Source organism: Polaromonas eurypsychrophila, assembly GCF_014641715.1.
Lineage (GTDB): Bacteria > Pseudomonadota > Gammaproteobacteria > Burkholderiales > Burkholderiaceae_C > Polaromonas > Polaromonas eurypsychrophila.
In genome coordinates, this window is record NZ_BMIG01000003.1 from 296,255 (window position 1) to 310,337 (window position 14,083).

Genomic DNA, 14,083 nt, shown 5'->3' on the forward strand with positions numbered 1-14,083 from the left:
TGGACAGCTATCGAAAGAGGAGCGGCTCGCCTCAGATGTAATGCGCCGTGGTCGTCATGACTTTGGCCGACGCCCGCATCAAGGCCTTCACGGGCGCGGGCAGGTCGAAGCCGCCAGCACCCTGCGCCTCCTGGGCATGGCGCGCCTCATCGTCCTTCATCTGCGCCACGATGGCGCGTGAAGCGTGATCGCCCTGAGGCAGGCGTTCCAGGTGGCGGGCCAGGTGCGATTCCACCTGACGCTCGGTTTCCATCACGAAGCCCAGGCTGACCCTGTCACCCAGCCGTCCGGCCAGCAAGCCCAGCCCAAAAGCGCCTGCGTACCAGAGCGGGTTGAGCAGCGAAGGCCGGGCGCCCAGTTCCTCAAGCCGTTCGCGGGTCCAGGCCAGATGGTCGCCCTCCTCCTTGCTGGCCTCGATGAAATGCTGGCGCAGCAGCGGGTTTTGCGTACTCAGCGCCTGTGAGGCATACAGCGCCTGGGCACACACCTCGCCGACATGGTTGACACGCATCAACGCGCCGGCCAGTGCCTTGTCTGCGCCGGAAAGCTCCGACGTTTGTCCTGGCACAGTGGGGCAGCTCCGGCTCGCATGCGGTTTTGCGAAAAGCGTGCGCAGGGCGCTGTCAGCGGCGTTGATCAGGGTGTCCATGGCGTGTCTACTTCTTGGCGGGTTCAGAAAGGGCAAACAACAGTTTATCCACCAGGATCTCCAGTCTGCGCATGCGTTCAGCAAGGGCTGCATCGGCCAAGGGGTTTTTCCCCGTGGCGCTGGAGTCTGGCGCAGCGTCTGCAGCGTGATTCCAGGGTACCAAGCGGGCCACCTCGTGGCCGCGTCGGGTGATGGCAAACACCTCGCCGCGCTCAACTGCGGCAATCACCCGGGAAAAGTTCTGGTTGGCCTCCCGCAGGGAGATCGATTGGTGAGACATCAAGTGACAACCAAGGTTAAAGATCACACAAAGGTTTGGGCGGCTGCCGCGATCAATGTACTACACTTTGTAGTACTTATTAAAGACCAAGCGCCTCATGGCTGCTTGCCCACTCCCGCAAAAAGATTTGTTGCAGGTGTGCAACGGAAATGTATTTAGCAGGCTAATTCCTTTGCGAAAGCTTCCGGCCTCTGGTGCAATACGTATAACTTCCTAAATGGAGGTTGGCCCGGGGATCCAAAATCCTGGAGCCCTATGTTTAACCTTGGAGAAACTCGCAATGAAAAAATCCCTAGTTGCTCTGGCTGCATTCGCGGCTGTTGGCGCTTTCGCTCAGTCTTCTGTGACCCTGTCCGGCAACGTCAAAGGCGGTATTGCACATACCAAATACTCCGGCGCTCCTGCGGGCAATGGCAATGGCCTGTCCATTGCTGACGGTTCTTCGCGTTTCATCATCGGTGGCACTGAAGACCTCGGTGGCGGCCTGAAAGCTGTTTTCCAGCTCGACACCCGTGTCCGCGTTGACGACAACGGCGGCGCGCCCACTTCCAGCCCCCTGGGTGGCGGCAACACCTTCGTCGGCTTGAGCGGCGGCCTGGGCATGATCCAGTTGGGCAAGCTCGACACTCACTACTGCCTAGGCTCTGACTCGCACGGCGCTCGCGCTACTGCTCTGCAAGCTTCCAGCTGCGCACTGCTCGGTTTTGTGAACGGCGGCGTCAACGCGATTGCCAACACCAGCCGTTCGCAGAACGTCGTTCGTTACACCTCGCCTAACTTCTCTGGTTTCCAGGCTCAGGCGAACTACAGCACCAGCTTCGCTGGCTCTGAAGGCGCCGTTGGCGAAGCAGGCAAAGGCCGCGCAATGCAGCTGGGCCTGAACTACGGCAACGGCCCTCTGAAGGCTGGCGTGTCTCTCTGGGATGCCAAGACCGAAAGCCGCGTCCTTGGCGCAACGCGTGGTGACCAGGAAGCCGGTACTGCGTTCGTCGACTGGAACTTCGGTGTTGCCACCGTTGGCCTGACCTTTGACCGCTCCGAAATCGACCGTGGCCTCATCGGCGGCGCTTCTTCTGAAAGCCGTCGCAGTGCATTCTCCATCCCTGTGACCGTGCCGCTTGGTGCTGGCACCTTCCTGGTGACGTACACCAAAGCACAAAGGGTCAAGCTGAATGGCACGACCGTTGCTAACACTGGCGCCAAGATGATGTCGGTGGGCTACGACTACGCCTTGTCCAAGCGCACTTCGCTGGGTGTGTCTTACGCCCGCATCAACAACGAGTCCGCAGCCGGTTACAACCTGTACACCCAAGCTGCTCTGAACGGTACGCCTAACAACGCCGTCGGCCAAGATGCCAGCCAGCTGTACCTCGGCGTTCGCCACGCTTTCTAATCCCACGCTGGCTTAAGCCAGCTTGAGATTCAAAGCTCAAAAGCCGCCAAGTCTTCGGACCTGGCGGCTTTTTTATTTTTGAACTGCGCTTCGTACAGACGCGCCGAGACGAAGCGTTCTCGACGCGGTCTCAAACCCCACTATCATCGAAGGCAGAGAGTGACCCCATGACATTGCCCACCCGCAAAACATCTGCCCCCCGGGCGCCTGGCCTTCAACCGGCCGACTACCTTAAAAAAATCCTGACCGCACGTGTCTACGACGTGGCGGTGGAATCCGGCCTGGAACCCGCAAAAAACCTGAGCAAGCGCCTGCTCAACACGGTCTTGCTCAAGCGCGAGGACCAGCAGCCAGTGTTCAGCTTCAAGCTGCGCGGCGCGTATAACAAGATGGCGCACCTGAGCGCGGCTCAACTCAAGAAGGGCGTGATCTGCGCCTCGGCCGGCAACCATGCGCAAGGCGTGGCCCTGGGTGCGAACAAGCTTGGCACGCGCGCAGTGATCGTGATGCCGGTGACCACCCCCCAGGTCAAAGTCGATGCCGTCCGCGCACTCGGCGGCGAAGTGATTCTGCACGGCGACAGCTACTCGGACGCGCACCTGCACGCGCTCACGCTGGAGAAAAAAAACGGGATGACCTTTGTGCATCCGTTCGACGACCCGGACGTGATTGCCGGCCAGGGCACGATTGCCATGGAAATCCTGCGCCAGATCCAGACCATCGGCAAAGGCGCGCTGGACGCAGTTTTTGTCGCCATTGGCGGCGGTGGCCTGATCTCCGGCGTGGCCAATTACATCAAGGCCGTGCGCCCCGAGGTCAAAGTCATTGGCGTGCAGATGAGCGACTCGAACGCGATGGCGCTGTCGGTGGGCGCCGGAAAACGTGTCACCCTGCCCGACGTCGGCCTGTTTGCCGACGGCACGGCCGTCAAGCTGGTCGGCGAGGAAACCTTCCGCATCAGCCGCGAACTAGTCGATGAATTCATCACAGTGGACACCGACGCTGTCTGCGCCGCGATCAAGGACGTGTTCATCGACACCCGCAGCATTGTCGAGCCCTCGGGCGCCATGAGTGTGGCCGCCATCAAGCAATACGTGGCCACCCACAAGACCAAAGGCGAAACCTACGCAGCCATTCTGTGCGGCGCCAACATGAACTTCGACCGCCTGCGTTTTGTCGCCGAGCGTGCCGAGGTCGGTGAGGAACGCGAGGCGCTGTTTGCGGTGACGATTCCCGAGGAGCGCGGCAGCTTCCGCCGTTTTTGCGAGCTGATTGGCGAGTTGCCCGGCGGCCCGCGCAGCGTGACCGAGTTCAGCTACCGCATCAGCGATGCCAGCCAGGCCCATGTGTTTGTCGGTCTGACCACGCAGGGCAAGGGCGAGAGCACGAAGATCGCCAACAATTTCAGCAAACACGGCTTCAAGGCACTCGACCTGACCCACGACGAGCTGGCCAAGGAACACATCCGCCACATGGTGGGCGGCCACACGGCGCTGTCAAAAAACGAGCGGCTGCTGCGTTTTGTGTTTCCCGAGCGTCCCGGCGCGCTGATGAAATTTTTGTCCACCATGCAGCCTGGCTGGAACATCAGCTTGTTCCACTACCGCAATCAGGGCGCCGACTATGGCCGCATCCTGGTCGGGCTGCAGGTGCCCAGGACCGACAACAAGGCCTTTAAGGCCTTTCTCGACACCCTGGGCTACCCGCATGTGGAGGAGACCGATAACCCGGTCTACCGGCTGTTTCTGCAAGCCTGACCCAGCCCTGTTATGACTGCAGCAATGGACGGCGTGTCAGCCAACTCCTCGTGCTCCCGCTGCGGCGTCGGTTTCCGCTGTGGCATGGTCGGCGGGGACAGTGAATGCTGGTGCGTCAAACTGCCCCACATCATGCCGGTGCCTTCCGGGCCTCCATCTACAACCGGCGCGCCGGGAGCTTCCTGCTTCTGCCCCGCCTGCCTCCAACAAATCACCGATGACCGACAACACAGCCCTTCTCCTGCCCGCGATTGAAGCCACCGCCGACGCCGCATTGGCGGCGCGGCTGCAACACCTTATCGACCACAAAACCAAGCCCCTGGGTGCACTCGGCCAGCTGGAAACACTCGCGTTGCAGCTTGGTTTGATCCAGCGTAGCGAGACCATCCGCTTCTATGCACCGCAGATGGTGGTGTTCGCCGCCGACCACGGCATCGCCAGCGAAGGGGTGTCGGCCTTCCCGCAGGCTGTGACGCTGCAGATGGTCGGCAACATGCTGGCCGGCGGCGCGGCCATCAATGTGTTTGCGCGTCAGCACGGGTTTGCGCTGCAGGTGGTGGATGCCGGCGTGGCCGCCGAGCTGGCCGCTCACCCGCAACTGCTGCAACGCAAAATCGGAGCAGGCACCGCCAACCTCTGCGCAGGCCCCGCGATGTCGTCGGCGCAGGCGGTGCAAGCCATACACGCCGGTATGGCGGTGGTAAAAGATTTGCCCGGCAATGTGGTTGCCTTCGGCGAGATGGGCATCGCCAACACCTCGCCCGCCGCGCTGCTGCTGGCCCGGCTGGCCCGGCTGCCGATCAGCGAGGTGGTCGGACGCGGCACCGGACTCGACGATGCACAACTGGTCCACAAGCGGTCCGTGCTCACGCGGGCGCTCGCCCACCACGCTGATGTGCAGGAGCCGCTGGCGGTGCTGGCGGCGCTGGGCGGCTTCGAAATCGCCATGATGGCCGGCGCCATGCTGCAAGCCGCCAGCGAGCGCCGCGTGGTGCTGGTCGATGGGTTCATCGCCGGCGCCGCCGCCTTGGTTGCGTGCGCCCTGCTGCCCGCAGCGAAGGACTATCTGGTGTTTTGCCACTGCTCGGCCGAGCGCGGCCACCACCTGCTGCTGGCACACCTGCAGGCCACACCGCTGCTGAACCTCGACATGCGCCTCGGCGAAGGCACGGGCGCGCTTCTGGCCTGGCCGCTGCTGCAGTCGGCGTCGCTGTTTCTGGCCGAGATGGCGAGTTTTGATTCGGCCGGAGTCAGCGGAAAAACGGAGATATAGGCGTCGTGGCCGGTTTAGTGATGTCCCCCTTCCTGCGTTGTCATCCCGGACTCGATCCGGGATCCATGCAGCATGTACCAACAGGCGCAGTGATCCAGCATGGATTGCGGGTCAAGCCCGCAATGACAACTCCGACCAGTGCCACGCCATGAGCCAGTTCCTGCGTCATTTCCTGCTCGCCGTGCAGTTTTTCACCCGCATTCCGGTGACCGGCGCGCTGGCAGCCTGGGTCGGCTACAGCCCGACCATGCTGCGTGCCAGCGCCGCGCATTTCCCCGGCATTGGCTGGCTGGTCGGCGCTGTCGCGGCGGCCGTCTATGCCCTGCTGATGGTGCTGCTGCCCCTGAGCCTGTTCACACCGCTGGTGGCTGCTGCGCTTTCCACTGTCGCCACGGTGCTGCTGACTGGCGCCTTCCATGAGGACGGCCTGGCCGACGTCAGCGACGGCCTCGGCGGCAGCGGCGATGCGCCGCGCGCGCTGGAGATCATGAAGGACTCGCGTGTCGGCGCTTTCGGCGCGCTGGCACTGGTGCTGGTGCTGGGCTGCAAGCTGGCACTGATCGCACTGCTGGGCTCCGTTGAAACCGAGCTTCGGGACAGTGAGGAAGCCGCGCTGGCGCATGATCCCTGGCTGGTACCCGCTGCGCTGTTTGCCGCCCACGTCGTCTCGCGCGGCTTGCCCCTGCTCTTGATTCGAGTGCTGCCGCATGTGGGCGACACCGCCACGTCCAAGTCCAAACCGCTGGCCGACCAGATCAGCATGGGCAGCCTAGCCGCCGCTTTTTTGTGGTGTTTCATGGCCCTGGCCCTTGCCAGTTATGTGCTGGACGCTATTGCATTGATAGCAGCTTGCAGCTTTTCCGTGATCGCGCTGCTGTGGATGGGGCGGCTGTTCACGCGGCGTCTGCAGGGCTTCACTGGAGATTGCCTGGGTGCCACGCAGCAGGTCTGCGAAATCGCCTTTTACCTCGGCCTGGCCATCGGTTTGGCATGAAACTCTGGCTGGTTCGTCACGCCCAGGTGCTGTTCACGCCCGGAACCTGCTACGGCGCACTGGATGTGCCGGCCGGCCCCGAGGTGACGCTGGCATGCGCCCACGCCCTGGCCGCAGTGTTGCCGGCGGGCGCCTGCATCAGCACCTCTCCGCTACAAAGATGCGAGCAGCTTACACGGGCGCTGATTGGACTGCGGCCGGATTTGATCTGTAAAACCGACGCCCGCCTGCAGGAAATGAACTTTGGCACCTGGGAAGGCCGGCCCTGGGCTGACATTGCGCGCAGCGAGTTCGACGACTGGACCGCCAATTTTGCCGATCATGCGGTAGGCAGTCACGGCGAAAGCGTCGGCGGGGTCATGGCGCGTGTGGCTCAGGCTTTTGACGAGTTGCCCAACGCGCCCGATCACGTCTGGATCACCCACGCCGGCATCATCCGCGCGGTACAGCTGCTGGCAAGCGGTGTGCGCCAGATCAGCCGCGCTGACCAGTGGCCGCAGGACGGTGTGGCCTGCGGGCAATGGCGCACACTTGAGCTATCGTTGGACAAACCCTCCGCAAGGTAGGGCCTATTCACACTATGGATGCAAAATGCGTTGCGAGTCAAAAAGGTCATGCGCGAGGCGCAAAATGCAGCCGGGTTGACGCCCGGCAAGGCTTTGCAACGCTGCGCATGGCCTTTTTGGCCGCAACCCGAAGGGAACATGGCTAAAACGGCACCACTCGTTGTTGCACTCCTAGCTCAGCCGCCCAGGCTGAGCGTCGTCGCGCGCCTAGATTGGTGCCGTTTTAACCATGTTCGCACTTGCATCCATAGTGTGAATAGGCCCTAACATGGCAGCAACGCTCGACGGACAACTGGTGGTGGCGATCTCATCACGCGCACTGTTCGACTTTGAAGAAGAAAACCGCGTGTTCGAGGACGGCAAGGTCCAGCCGCCGGTGCCCGGCACCAAGAAGGATGCGGCCTACATGCAGCTGCAACTCGATCGGCTCGACGTGCCGGCCAAACCCGGCGTGGCTTTTTCGCTGGTCAAAAAGCTGCTGGCCTTCAATGACGCGCCCGACAACCTGGATGAAGAGCTGGCCCCCACGCTCGTCGCTTCGCGTACTTCGCTGCCCCCCGAGGGGGCTGATTTTCCTAGGGGCGGCCCGTCGGAAAATCCTGCACCCGCCGGCACTTCGAAACTGGCCCAGCGCGTCGAGGTCGTGATCCTCTCGCGCAATGACCCGGTCTCCGGCATGCGGGTGTTCCGCTCGGCCCAGCACTACGGGCTGAACATCCAGCGCGGCACCTTCAACCGCGGCGAGGCACCCTGGCGCTACCTCAAGCCACTGCACGCCAACCTGTTTCTTTCAGCCCACCTGAGCGATGTGCGCGACGCGCTGGCAGCCGGTGTGCCAGCCGCGCAGGTCTACCCGCAGTCGGCGCATGCCAGCGACAAACACCCCAACGAGGTGCGTATCGCCTTTGACGGCGACGCGGTGATTTTTTCGGACGAGGCCGAACGCGTGTTTCAGTCGCACGGTCTGTCGGCCTTCCAGGCGCACGAACGCGCCAAGGCCGCGCAACCGCTGCTGGCCGGGCCCTTCAAGCCGCTGCTCGAAGCGCTGCACCGGCTGCAGCAAGTCGGCACTTCACACATGCGCATACGCACGGCGCTGGTGACGGCACGCAGCGCGCCGGCGCACGAGCGAGCCATCCGCACACTGATGGACTGGAACATCGAGGTCGATGAAGCGATGTTTCTCGGTGGCCTGGCCAAGGGCGAGTTTTTGCGCGAGTTTGAACCCGACTTCTTCTTCGACGACCAAACCGGCCATGTCGATTCAGCGTCACAGCATGTGCCTTCGGGCCATGTGGTCAGCGGCGTCTCCAACCAGTTGTCCTGAGACGCCAGTGCCAATGCGATGTCATTGCGGACTCGATCCGCAATCCATGCCGGCGGACCAACAGCTTAGCTGGTGCATGCGACATGGATCCCGGGTCACGCCCGGGATGACAGATAAAACCTAACGCCCCTCGAACCGGGCCGGCCGCTTTTCCACAAACGAACGCACGCCTTCCGCCGCATCTTCACTGCGCGACAGCCCCTGCTGCACCGTGATGAAATCCTGCATGGCGGCCAGTGGGCCGTGTTCGACCGCCTTGAGCGCGTTGTTGCGCGTGGCCACCACCGCCAGCGGCGCCTGGGCGGCAATCACGTCGGCAATGCGCAAGGCCTCGTCCAGTACCTGCCCGGCGGGAACCACCTTCTGCACAAAATTCAGCCGCAGTGCTTCAGTGCTGCCGAACTCGTCGCCGGTCAGCAGATGCAGCAGCGCATTGCCCAGGCCGGCGCGTTCGGCCATGCGCAGGGTCGCGCCGCCGGTGGCCATGATGCCGCGCTTGACCTCCAGTTGCGAGAAGCGGCAGTTATCCGCCGCCACCACAATGTCAGCAGCCAGCATCAGCTCAATGCCCAGCGTGTAGGTGATGCCCTGCACCGCCACCACCATGGGTTTGCTGCGGCGTCGGTAGCCATCCATGCCGAGGTTCAATGGATCGACCAGGCCCAGCGGCACGGCTTTTTCGCCGCGCTGCATCAGCGGCGCAATCGTCGGCAGGTCCAGCCCGGCGGTGAAGTGCTCACCCAGCGCGTGCAACACACCGACGCGCAGCGCCGGGTCGTCGTCAAGACGCGTGTAGGCCTGGCCGAGTTCACGGAACATCTTCGGCGTGAAGCCATTGCGCTTGGCAGGGCGGTTGATGGCGATCAGCAGCAGCGGGCCTTGCACGGTGCAGTCGATGCTGCCCTCGGCGGGCGCAAGCGAAGGAGGTGTGTTCATGGAACCATCCTAGCGCTACCGCCTCCCACAGCGCATCGCCCGCGCGACAGCCTGCCGCCGCACTACACTGGTTCACTCCCGCTCAAGAAGGACAGCACCCATGGTCACGACACCTCCCGCCGCCGCCGTGTCCGGCAAATTCGCCGCCTTCAAGGACTTCTGCCGCAAAACCTGGGCGCTGACGCGGCCCTACTTTCAGTCCGAAGAAAAGTGGAAGGCCCGCGGCTTGTTGCTGGCCATCGTGCTGCTCAACCTGGCTGCGGTCTACATGCTGGTATTGCTCAACGAGTGGAACCGGGTCTTCTACGACGCGGTGCAGGAGAAAAACCAGCCGGTGTTCTGGGAGCAACTGGGCCGTTTCACCTACCTGGCCTTTGCCTTCATCATCATCGCGGTCTACCGCTTTTACCTGACGCAGTTGCTGGAGATTCGCTGGCGCGCCTGGATGACCGCGCACTACCTGCAGCGCTGGCTGGCCAACCACGCTTTCTACCAGATGGAGCTGGCCCGGTATGCGGCTTCGGGCGCGCAGCCGGCCACACCGGACAACCCGGACCAGCGTATCCAGGAAGACCTGAACCTGTTCACCACCTACACCATCTCGCTGAGCATGGGCCTGCTCAACGCCGTGGTCACGCTGCTGAGTTTCGTCGGCATCCTGTGGAGCCTGTCGGGGCCGTTTGCCTTCACGCTGGGCGGCAACAGCTTCAACATTCCCGGCTTCATGGTCTGGATGGCGGTGCTCTACTGCACGGTCGGCAGCATCATCACGCACTACATCGGGCGACCGCAGATCCGGCTTAATTTCCTGCAACAGCGCTACGAGGCCGACTTTCGCCACCACCTGATGCGCGTGCGCGAGTACAGCGAATCGATTGCGCTGGACAAAGGCGAGGCGGTCGAACGGGTGCAACTGGACAGCCGCTTTTCGACGGTGCTGACCAACTACCTTACGCTGATCAAGAAGCAGAAAAACCTGATCTGGTTCACCAACTTCTTCGGCCAGGCAGCGGTGGTATTTCCCTTCATCGTCGCAGCACCGCGTTTTTTCGGCGGCGCCATCCAGCTCGGGCAACTGATGCAGATCGCGTCCGCTTTCGGCCGGGTTCAGGACTCACTGAGCTGGTTTGTCGACAATTACAGCAGTCTGGCGGCCTGGCGCGCCACGACCGACCGGCTGACCAGCTTTGAAGACAGTTTTAGGGCGCTAGCCCACGCACAGCAAGAGCAAGCAGCTATTAATTCAGTAGCAGTCCGGACCTCATCCGGGTCACTGGACACCCAGGATCTGACGCTGGCCCTGCCGACTGGCAGCGTGCTGCTGGCCGGTCTGACGCTGCACGCCGAAGCCGGCGACACAGTGCTGATCAAGGGCCCATCGGGCAGCGGCAAGTCCACCTTGTTCCGGGCGCTGGCGGGCATCTGGCCCTTCAGCCGCGGCCGCACCGTGCTGCCGGCCAACACCATGTTCATCCCGCAGCGCCCTTATTTCCCCAATGGCAGCCTGCGCGACGCTTTGGCCTACCCGCAGCCGGCCGGCAGCTACAGCGACAAGGCCCTGCGTCAGGCGCTGCATGACGCCCTGCTGCCGCAGCTCCGTGATCGGCTCGACGACGAGGACGCCTGGAGCCAGAAACTGTCGGGCGGCGAGCAGCAGCGCCTGGCGATTGCACGCGTGCTTCTGAAAAAGCCGTCATGGGTGTTCGCCGACGAGGCCACCAGCGCGCTCGACGAGGCTGCCGAAAAAACCCTCTACGAACGGCTGGTGGCGCAGGTCAGGCAGGCGGGCGGCGCGCTGGTGTCCATCGCGCACCGGCCGGCGGTTGCGGCTTTTCATGACAAGCAGTGGGAACTGGAAAAGCTGCCCGAAGGCGCGCCCGCGCTTTACGAGCTGCGGGAGACCCGACGCTGATCAGCGCGCGCGCAAGGTCGCAGCGTAAGCTGTGAACCCGCGCGCGCGCAACTCGCAAGCCGGACACGTAGCGCAGCCATAGCCCCAGGCCTGGCGGTGTTCGCGGTCGCCCAAATAGCAGGTGTGGGTGTGTTCGATGATCAAGTCCACCAGCGCCTGGCCGCCCAGGGTTTCGGCCATGGCCCAAGTGGCGGCCTTGTCTATCCACATCAGTGGCGTGTCGATCAGAAAGCGTTTGTCCATGCCCAGCGACAGCGCCAGTTGCATGGCCTTCATGGTGTCGTCGCGGCAATCGGGGTAGCCTGAAAAATCGGTCTCACAAACACCGGTCACCAGCACCTGCAAGCCGCGCCGGTAGGCCAGCGCCGCGGCCAGTGTCAGGAACAGCAGGTTGCGCCCCGGCACAAACGTGTTGGGCAGGCCCGAGCTTTCCATCTTGAACACCATGTCGCGTGTCAGCGAGGTCTCGCTGACCTGGCCCAGCACCGCCAGGTCCAGCACATGGTCCTCACCCAGCCTTGTGGCCCACTGCGGAAACTGCGCACGCATTTGCTGCAGCACCACCAGCCGCGCCTGCAGCTCCACGCTGTGGCGCTGGCCATAGTCAAAACCTACGGTTTCGACGCGCTCGTAGTTGGACAAGGCTTGGGCCAGACAGGTGGTGGAGTCCTGGCCTCCTGAAAAAAGAACAAGGGCGGTGGTGTGCATGGGCGGAAAATCGGGTGGCAAGAAAGCGGCTATTGTGCCTCGCACAGCCTCCAACCCAGCAGGGCCAGAGTCCCTAGAAGCGGTAGTTGGCCGACAGCGAAAGCACGTAATTGCGCCCCGCCGCCGGTTCAAAATAACGTCCAATGCCCTCGTTGACGATGACCGAGCCGGCATACTTGCGGTCTGTCAGGTTGTCGACACGCGCTGTCGCAACGATGTTCCAGCGGTCCAGCGCCAGCACATAGCCGACATGCGCGCCCAGGGTCACAAAAGATGCCGCCGCATCACTGTTGACATCGTTGACGGCGACGCTGCCGAGATAACGCGCATCAACACCTGTGCGCCAGCCGGTCGGTGGCCGCCAGCCCATTTCGGCCGCCAGCGTATTGCGCGCGGTCCCTGGAATGCGGTTGCCAGCCGGGACCCGGCCCGCCGGACAAAGGTTGACATTGACCGGGCAGACAAAAGCATCGCGGTAGCGGGCATCCAGCAAGGTGTAGGAAAGTTGCGCCAGCCAGTGACGCGCAGGCGTGATGCTGGTCGCCAGCTCCAGCCCGCGGCGGCGCGTGGCACCTGCATTCTGGAAGGTGCTGCGGCCACCGACATTGGACTGCGTGACGATTTCGTCCTGGGTTGCGGTGTGAAAAATTGCGGCTGTCGCCTCCATGCGCGTAGCGGCACCGGGGAGGGTCCGCCATTTGACGCCGGTCTCCAAGTTGTCACTGTGGGAAGGACGCAGCGCAAAGTTAAGTCCGGTACCAAGGGAACGATAGGCCAATTCATTGAAGGTCGGCGTCTCGAAACCTCGCCCGGCCGCCGCGTACACCCGAAACTGATCCGACGGGGCATAGGTCACGCCCGCCGCCGGCAGGGTGGCGCTGTAGCGCACGCTGCCGCTGTCATTGCGATTCAGGCCAACAATGTATTTGTCGTCCGAGTTGAAGCGCACAACACTGTGTCGCACACCGGCGTTGACGGTCCAGCGCGCATCCGGTTTCCAGGTGGCCTGAACATAGGGGTCGAGGCTGGTGACCCGGTTGTCTTCCTCGCGCCGCAGAGCGCCCTGCACACCGAGCGTGCTGCCCTGGAAGTTTTGCCAGCCGCGCCGCGTTTCGTTCATCGTGTCGTAGGCCAGGCCGCCGACAATCTCCAGCGGACGCTGTGCCAGCGCCGTGCGTGTGGTCCAGCGCGCATCGAGACCGCCGTAACTGCGCGCCAGACCGATCACGCCGCCGGGGTGCAAGGGGTTGGCCTGCACGCCCGTTGGAATCGCCTGAAATTGTGTGGTGGCCCGCTCGCCGCCATAAACCATCAGGCGCAACTGGTTGTCGCCGTCCACACGCTGCTCATACACCGCACCGACCTGGCTCTGGCGCACGGTTTTGCGGGTATTGAAGGTGGTCGCCGAGACATCGGCACTGCGCGGCGCGGCGTCAAACTGCGCGCGGCTCAAGCCCAAGGGGTCGTCAGCCCGCATCGACAGTGTATTGGCCAACAAGATCAACTTGCGGTCGTCGCCCAGCGCCCAGTCCAGCCGCACATTGGCGCCTTCGCGCTCGGCGGCGCTGTGTTCGCGAAAGCCATTCGTGCTCAAACGCCCGGCGCTGAGCACATAACCGAGCGCACCCGCAGAGCCACTGGCCTTGATGTCGGCACGCCGCAGGCCGTACGAGCCGGCGGCCACACTGCTGCTCAGTACCGGGCTGCCCTGCCCTTCTTCGGTGAATACCTGCATGACACCACCCGACGAATTGCCGTATAGCACTGAAAACGGGCCGCGCAGAATTTCCAGCCGGCCGACCGAGGCCAGGTCAATGTGCGAGAGCTGGCCCTGGCCATCTGGCATGGTCGCCGGGATACCGTCCACATACAGACGCACGCCGCGCACGCCGAAGGTCGCGCGCGCACCAAAGCCGCGCACCGACAACTGCATGTCCTGCGCCTGGTTCAGCCGGTCCCGCGCCAGCAGGCCGGGCACCAGTGCCAGGCTTTCCGACAGATTGACCTGCGCCCGGCCATCGCCACGGATACGCTCGCCGTCCAGCACATCGACAGACGCAGGGACCTCGAAAGGCGGCACTTCGGTCCGGGTGGCGGTGACGTTGATGGGCGCCAGCGTCTGGGCCGAAGCCGGAATACCCAGCAAATAGGCGAGGGCCAGGGCGGCCGCCAGGAAAGAAGGATGGTGTGAGGGAAGTTTCATGGGGATGTCGGGCAAATAAAATAACTGCCTCAGCATACTGGCTGTCGGCCATCCGTGCAGTAGGCGCTTTCCCGTTTTTGGGCAT

13 protein-coding genes are annotated in these 14,083 nt (G+C 63.2%); 8 read left to right on the forward strand and 5 right to left on the reverse strand.

Annotated elements, in window-relative coordinates:
- Positions 1-31: 31 nt before the first annotated feature.
- Complete coding sequence (coq7, locus tag IEX16_RS06355; protein ID WP_188707502.1) at positions 32-649, reverse strand: 2-polyprenyl-3-methyl-6-methoxy-1,4-benzoquinone monooxygenase; 618 nt, start codon at positions 647-649, stop codon at positions 32-34.
- Positions 650-656: 7 nt separating this feature from the next.
- On the reverse strand, positions 657-929 hold the full coding sequence (locus IEX16_RS06360; RefSeq protein WP_229676223.1) for a type II toxin-antitoxin system Phd/YefM family antitoxin: 273 nt from the start codon (positions 927-929) through the stop codon (positions 657-659).
- A gap of 280 nt (positions 930-1,209) precedes the next feature.
- On the opposite strand from IEX16_RS06360, the gene IEX16_RS06365 reads away from it, so the two are divergent.
- The 7 genes from IEX16_RS06365 (at position 1,210) to IEX16_RS06395 (ending at position 8,239) form a co-directional block, all read left to right on the forward strand.
- Positions 1,210-2,322, forward strand: coding sequence for a porin (locus IEX16_RS06365; protein WP_188707504.1), 1,113 nt, complete (start codon positions 1,210-1,212; stop codon positions 2,320-2,322).
- 167 nt (positions 2,323-2,489) lie between these two features.
- Positions 2,490-4,079, forward strand: a complete 1,590-nt coding sequence (gene ilvA, locus IEX16_RS06370; protein ID WP_188707505.1) for a threonine ammonia-lyase, biosynthetic — start codon at positions 2,490-2,492, stop codon at positions 4,077-4,079.
- An 84-nt stretch (positions 4,080-4,163) separates the two neighbouring features.
- Entirely contained in the window at positions 4,164-4,334 is a 171-nt protein-coding gene (locus tag IEX16_RS06375) for a cysteine-rich CWC family protein (protein WP_229676224.1), read from the forward strand.
- Entirely contained in the window at positions 4,297-5,352 is a 1,056-nt protein-coding gene (cobT, locus tag IEX16_RS06380; protein WP_188707507.1) for a nicotinate-nucleotide--dimethylbenzimidazole phosphoribosyltransferase, read from the forward strand. Before IEX16_RS06375 ends, cobT begins: the two co-directional genes overlap by 38 nt.
- A gap of 148 nt (positions 5,353-5,500) precedes the next feature.
- A complete protein-coding gene (locus IEX16_RS06385) occupies positions 5,501-6,346 on the forward strand; it encodes an adenosylcobinamide-GDP ribazoletransferase (protein WP_188707508.1) in 846 nt (281 codons plus the stop codon).
- Positions 6,343-6,912: a histidine phosphatase family protein gene (locus tag IEX16_RS06390; protein ID WP_188707509.1), complete on the forward strand. Its 570-nt coding sequence runs from the start codon at positions 6,343-6,345 to the stop codon at positions 6,910-6,912. The genes IEX16_RS06385 and IEX16_RS06390 overlap by 4 nt, the downstream gene beginning before the upstream one ends.
- A 268-nt stretch (positions 6,913-7,180) precedes the next feature.
- Positions 7,181-8,239 carry a 5'-nucleotidase gene (locus tag IEX16_RS06395; RefSeq protein ID WP_188707510.1) on the forward strand — a complete coding sequence of 353 codons (1,059 nt, stop codon included), beginning with the start codon at positions 7,181-7,183 and terminating at the stop codon, positions 8,237-8,239.
- 120 nt (positions 8,240-8,359) lie between these two features.
- On the opposite strand, the gene IEX16_RS06400 is transcribed toward IEX16_RS06395, so the two are convergent.
- Positions 8,360-9,175 carry a crotonase/enoyl-CoA hydratase family protein gene (locus tag IEX16_RS06400; RefSeq protein ID WP_188707511.1) on the reverse strand — a complete coding sequence of 272 codons (816 nt, stop codon included), beginning with the start codon at positions 9,173-9,175 and terminating at the stop codon, positions 8,360-8,362.
- A 100-nt stretch (positions 9,176-9,275) separates the two neighbouring features.
- On the opposite strand from IEX16_RS06400, the gene IEX16_RS06405 reads away from it, so the two are divergent.
- Positions 9,276-11,087 (forward strand): ABC transporter ATP-binding protein/permease, encoded by a 1,812-nt coding sequence (locus tag IEX16_RS06405; protein ID WP_188707512.1) that lies wholly within the window; start codon positions 9,276-9,278, stop codon positions 11,085-11,087.
- On the opposite strand, the gene queC is transcribed toward IEX16_RS06405, so the two are convergent.
- Positions 11,088-11,795, reverse strand: coding sequence for a 7-cyano-7-deazaguanine synthase QueC (gene queC / locus IEX16_RS06410; RefSeq protein ID WP_188707513.1), 708 nt, complete (start codon positions 11,793-11,795; stop codon positions 11,088-11,090).
- A gap of 73 nt (positions 11,796-11,868) precedes the next feature.
- Positions 11,869-13,998: a TonB-dependent receptor family protein gene (locus IEX16_RS06415; protein WP_188707514.1), complete on the reverse strand. Its 2,130-nt coding sequence runs from the start codon at positions 13,996-13,998 to the stop codon at positions 11,869-11,871.
- Positions 13,999-14,083 lie beyond the last annotated feature (85 nt).

Excerpts from the sequence above, each read along its gene's own strand:
- cobT (WP_188707507.1), top strand. The coding sequence starts at position 4,297 with ATGACCGACAACACAGCCCTTCTCCTGCCCGCGATTGAAGCCACCGCC.
- IEX16_RS06405 (WP_188707512.1), top strand. The coding sequence starts at position 9,276 with ATGGTCACGACACCTCCCGCCGCCGCCGTGTCCGGCAAATTCGCCGCC.
- IEX16_RS06365 (WP_188707504.1), top strand. The coding sequence starts at position 1,210 with ATGAAAAAATCCCTAGTTGCTCTGGCTGCATTCGCGGCTGTTGGCGCT.
- IEX16_RS06385 (WP_188707508.1), top strand. The coding sequence starts at position 5,501 with ATGAGCCAGTTCCTGCGTCATTTCCTGCTCGCCGTGCAGTTTTTCACC.
- IEX16_RS06360 (WP_229676223.1), bottom strand. The coding sequence starts at position 929 with ATGTCTCACCAATCGATCTCCCTGCGGGAGGCCAACCAGAACTTTTCC.
- IEX16_RS06400 (WP_188707511.1), bottom strand. The coding sequence starts at position 9,175 with ATGAACACACCTCCTTCGCTTGCGCCCGCCGAGGGCAGCATCGACTGC.
- queC (WP_188707513.1), bottom strand. The coding sequence starts at position 11,795 with ATGCACACCACCGCCCTTGTTCTTTTTTCAGGAGGCCAGGACTCCACC.
- IEX16_RS06375 (WP_229676224.1), top strand. The coding sequence starts at position 4,164 with ATGGTCGGCGGGGACAGTGAATGCTGGTGCGTCAAACTGCCCCACATC.
- ilvA (WP_188707505.1), top strand. The coding sequence starts at position 2,490 with ATGACATTGCCCACCCGCAAAACATCTGCCCCCCGGGCGCCTGGCCTT.
- IEX16_RS06395 (WP_188707510.1), top strand. The coding sequence starts at position 7,181 with ATGGCAGCAACGCTCGACGGACAACTGGTGGTGGCGATCTCATCACGC.
- coq7 (WP_188707502.1), bottom strand. The coding sequence starts at position 649 with ATGGACACCCTGATCAACGCCGCTGACAGCGCCCTGCGCACGCTTTTC.
- IEX16_RS06390 (WP_188707509.1), top strand. The coding sequence starts at position 6,343 with ATGAAACTCTGGCTGGTTCGTCACGCCCAGGTGCTGTTCACGCCCGGA.
- IEX16_RS06415 (WP_188707514.1), bottom strand. The coding sequence starts at position 13,998 with ATGAAACTTCCCTCACACCATCCTTCTTTCCTGGCGGCCGCCCTGGCC.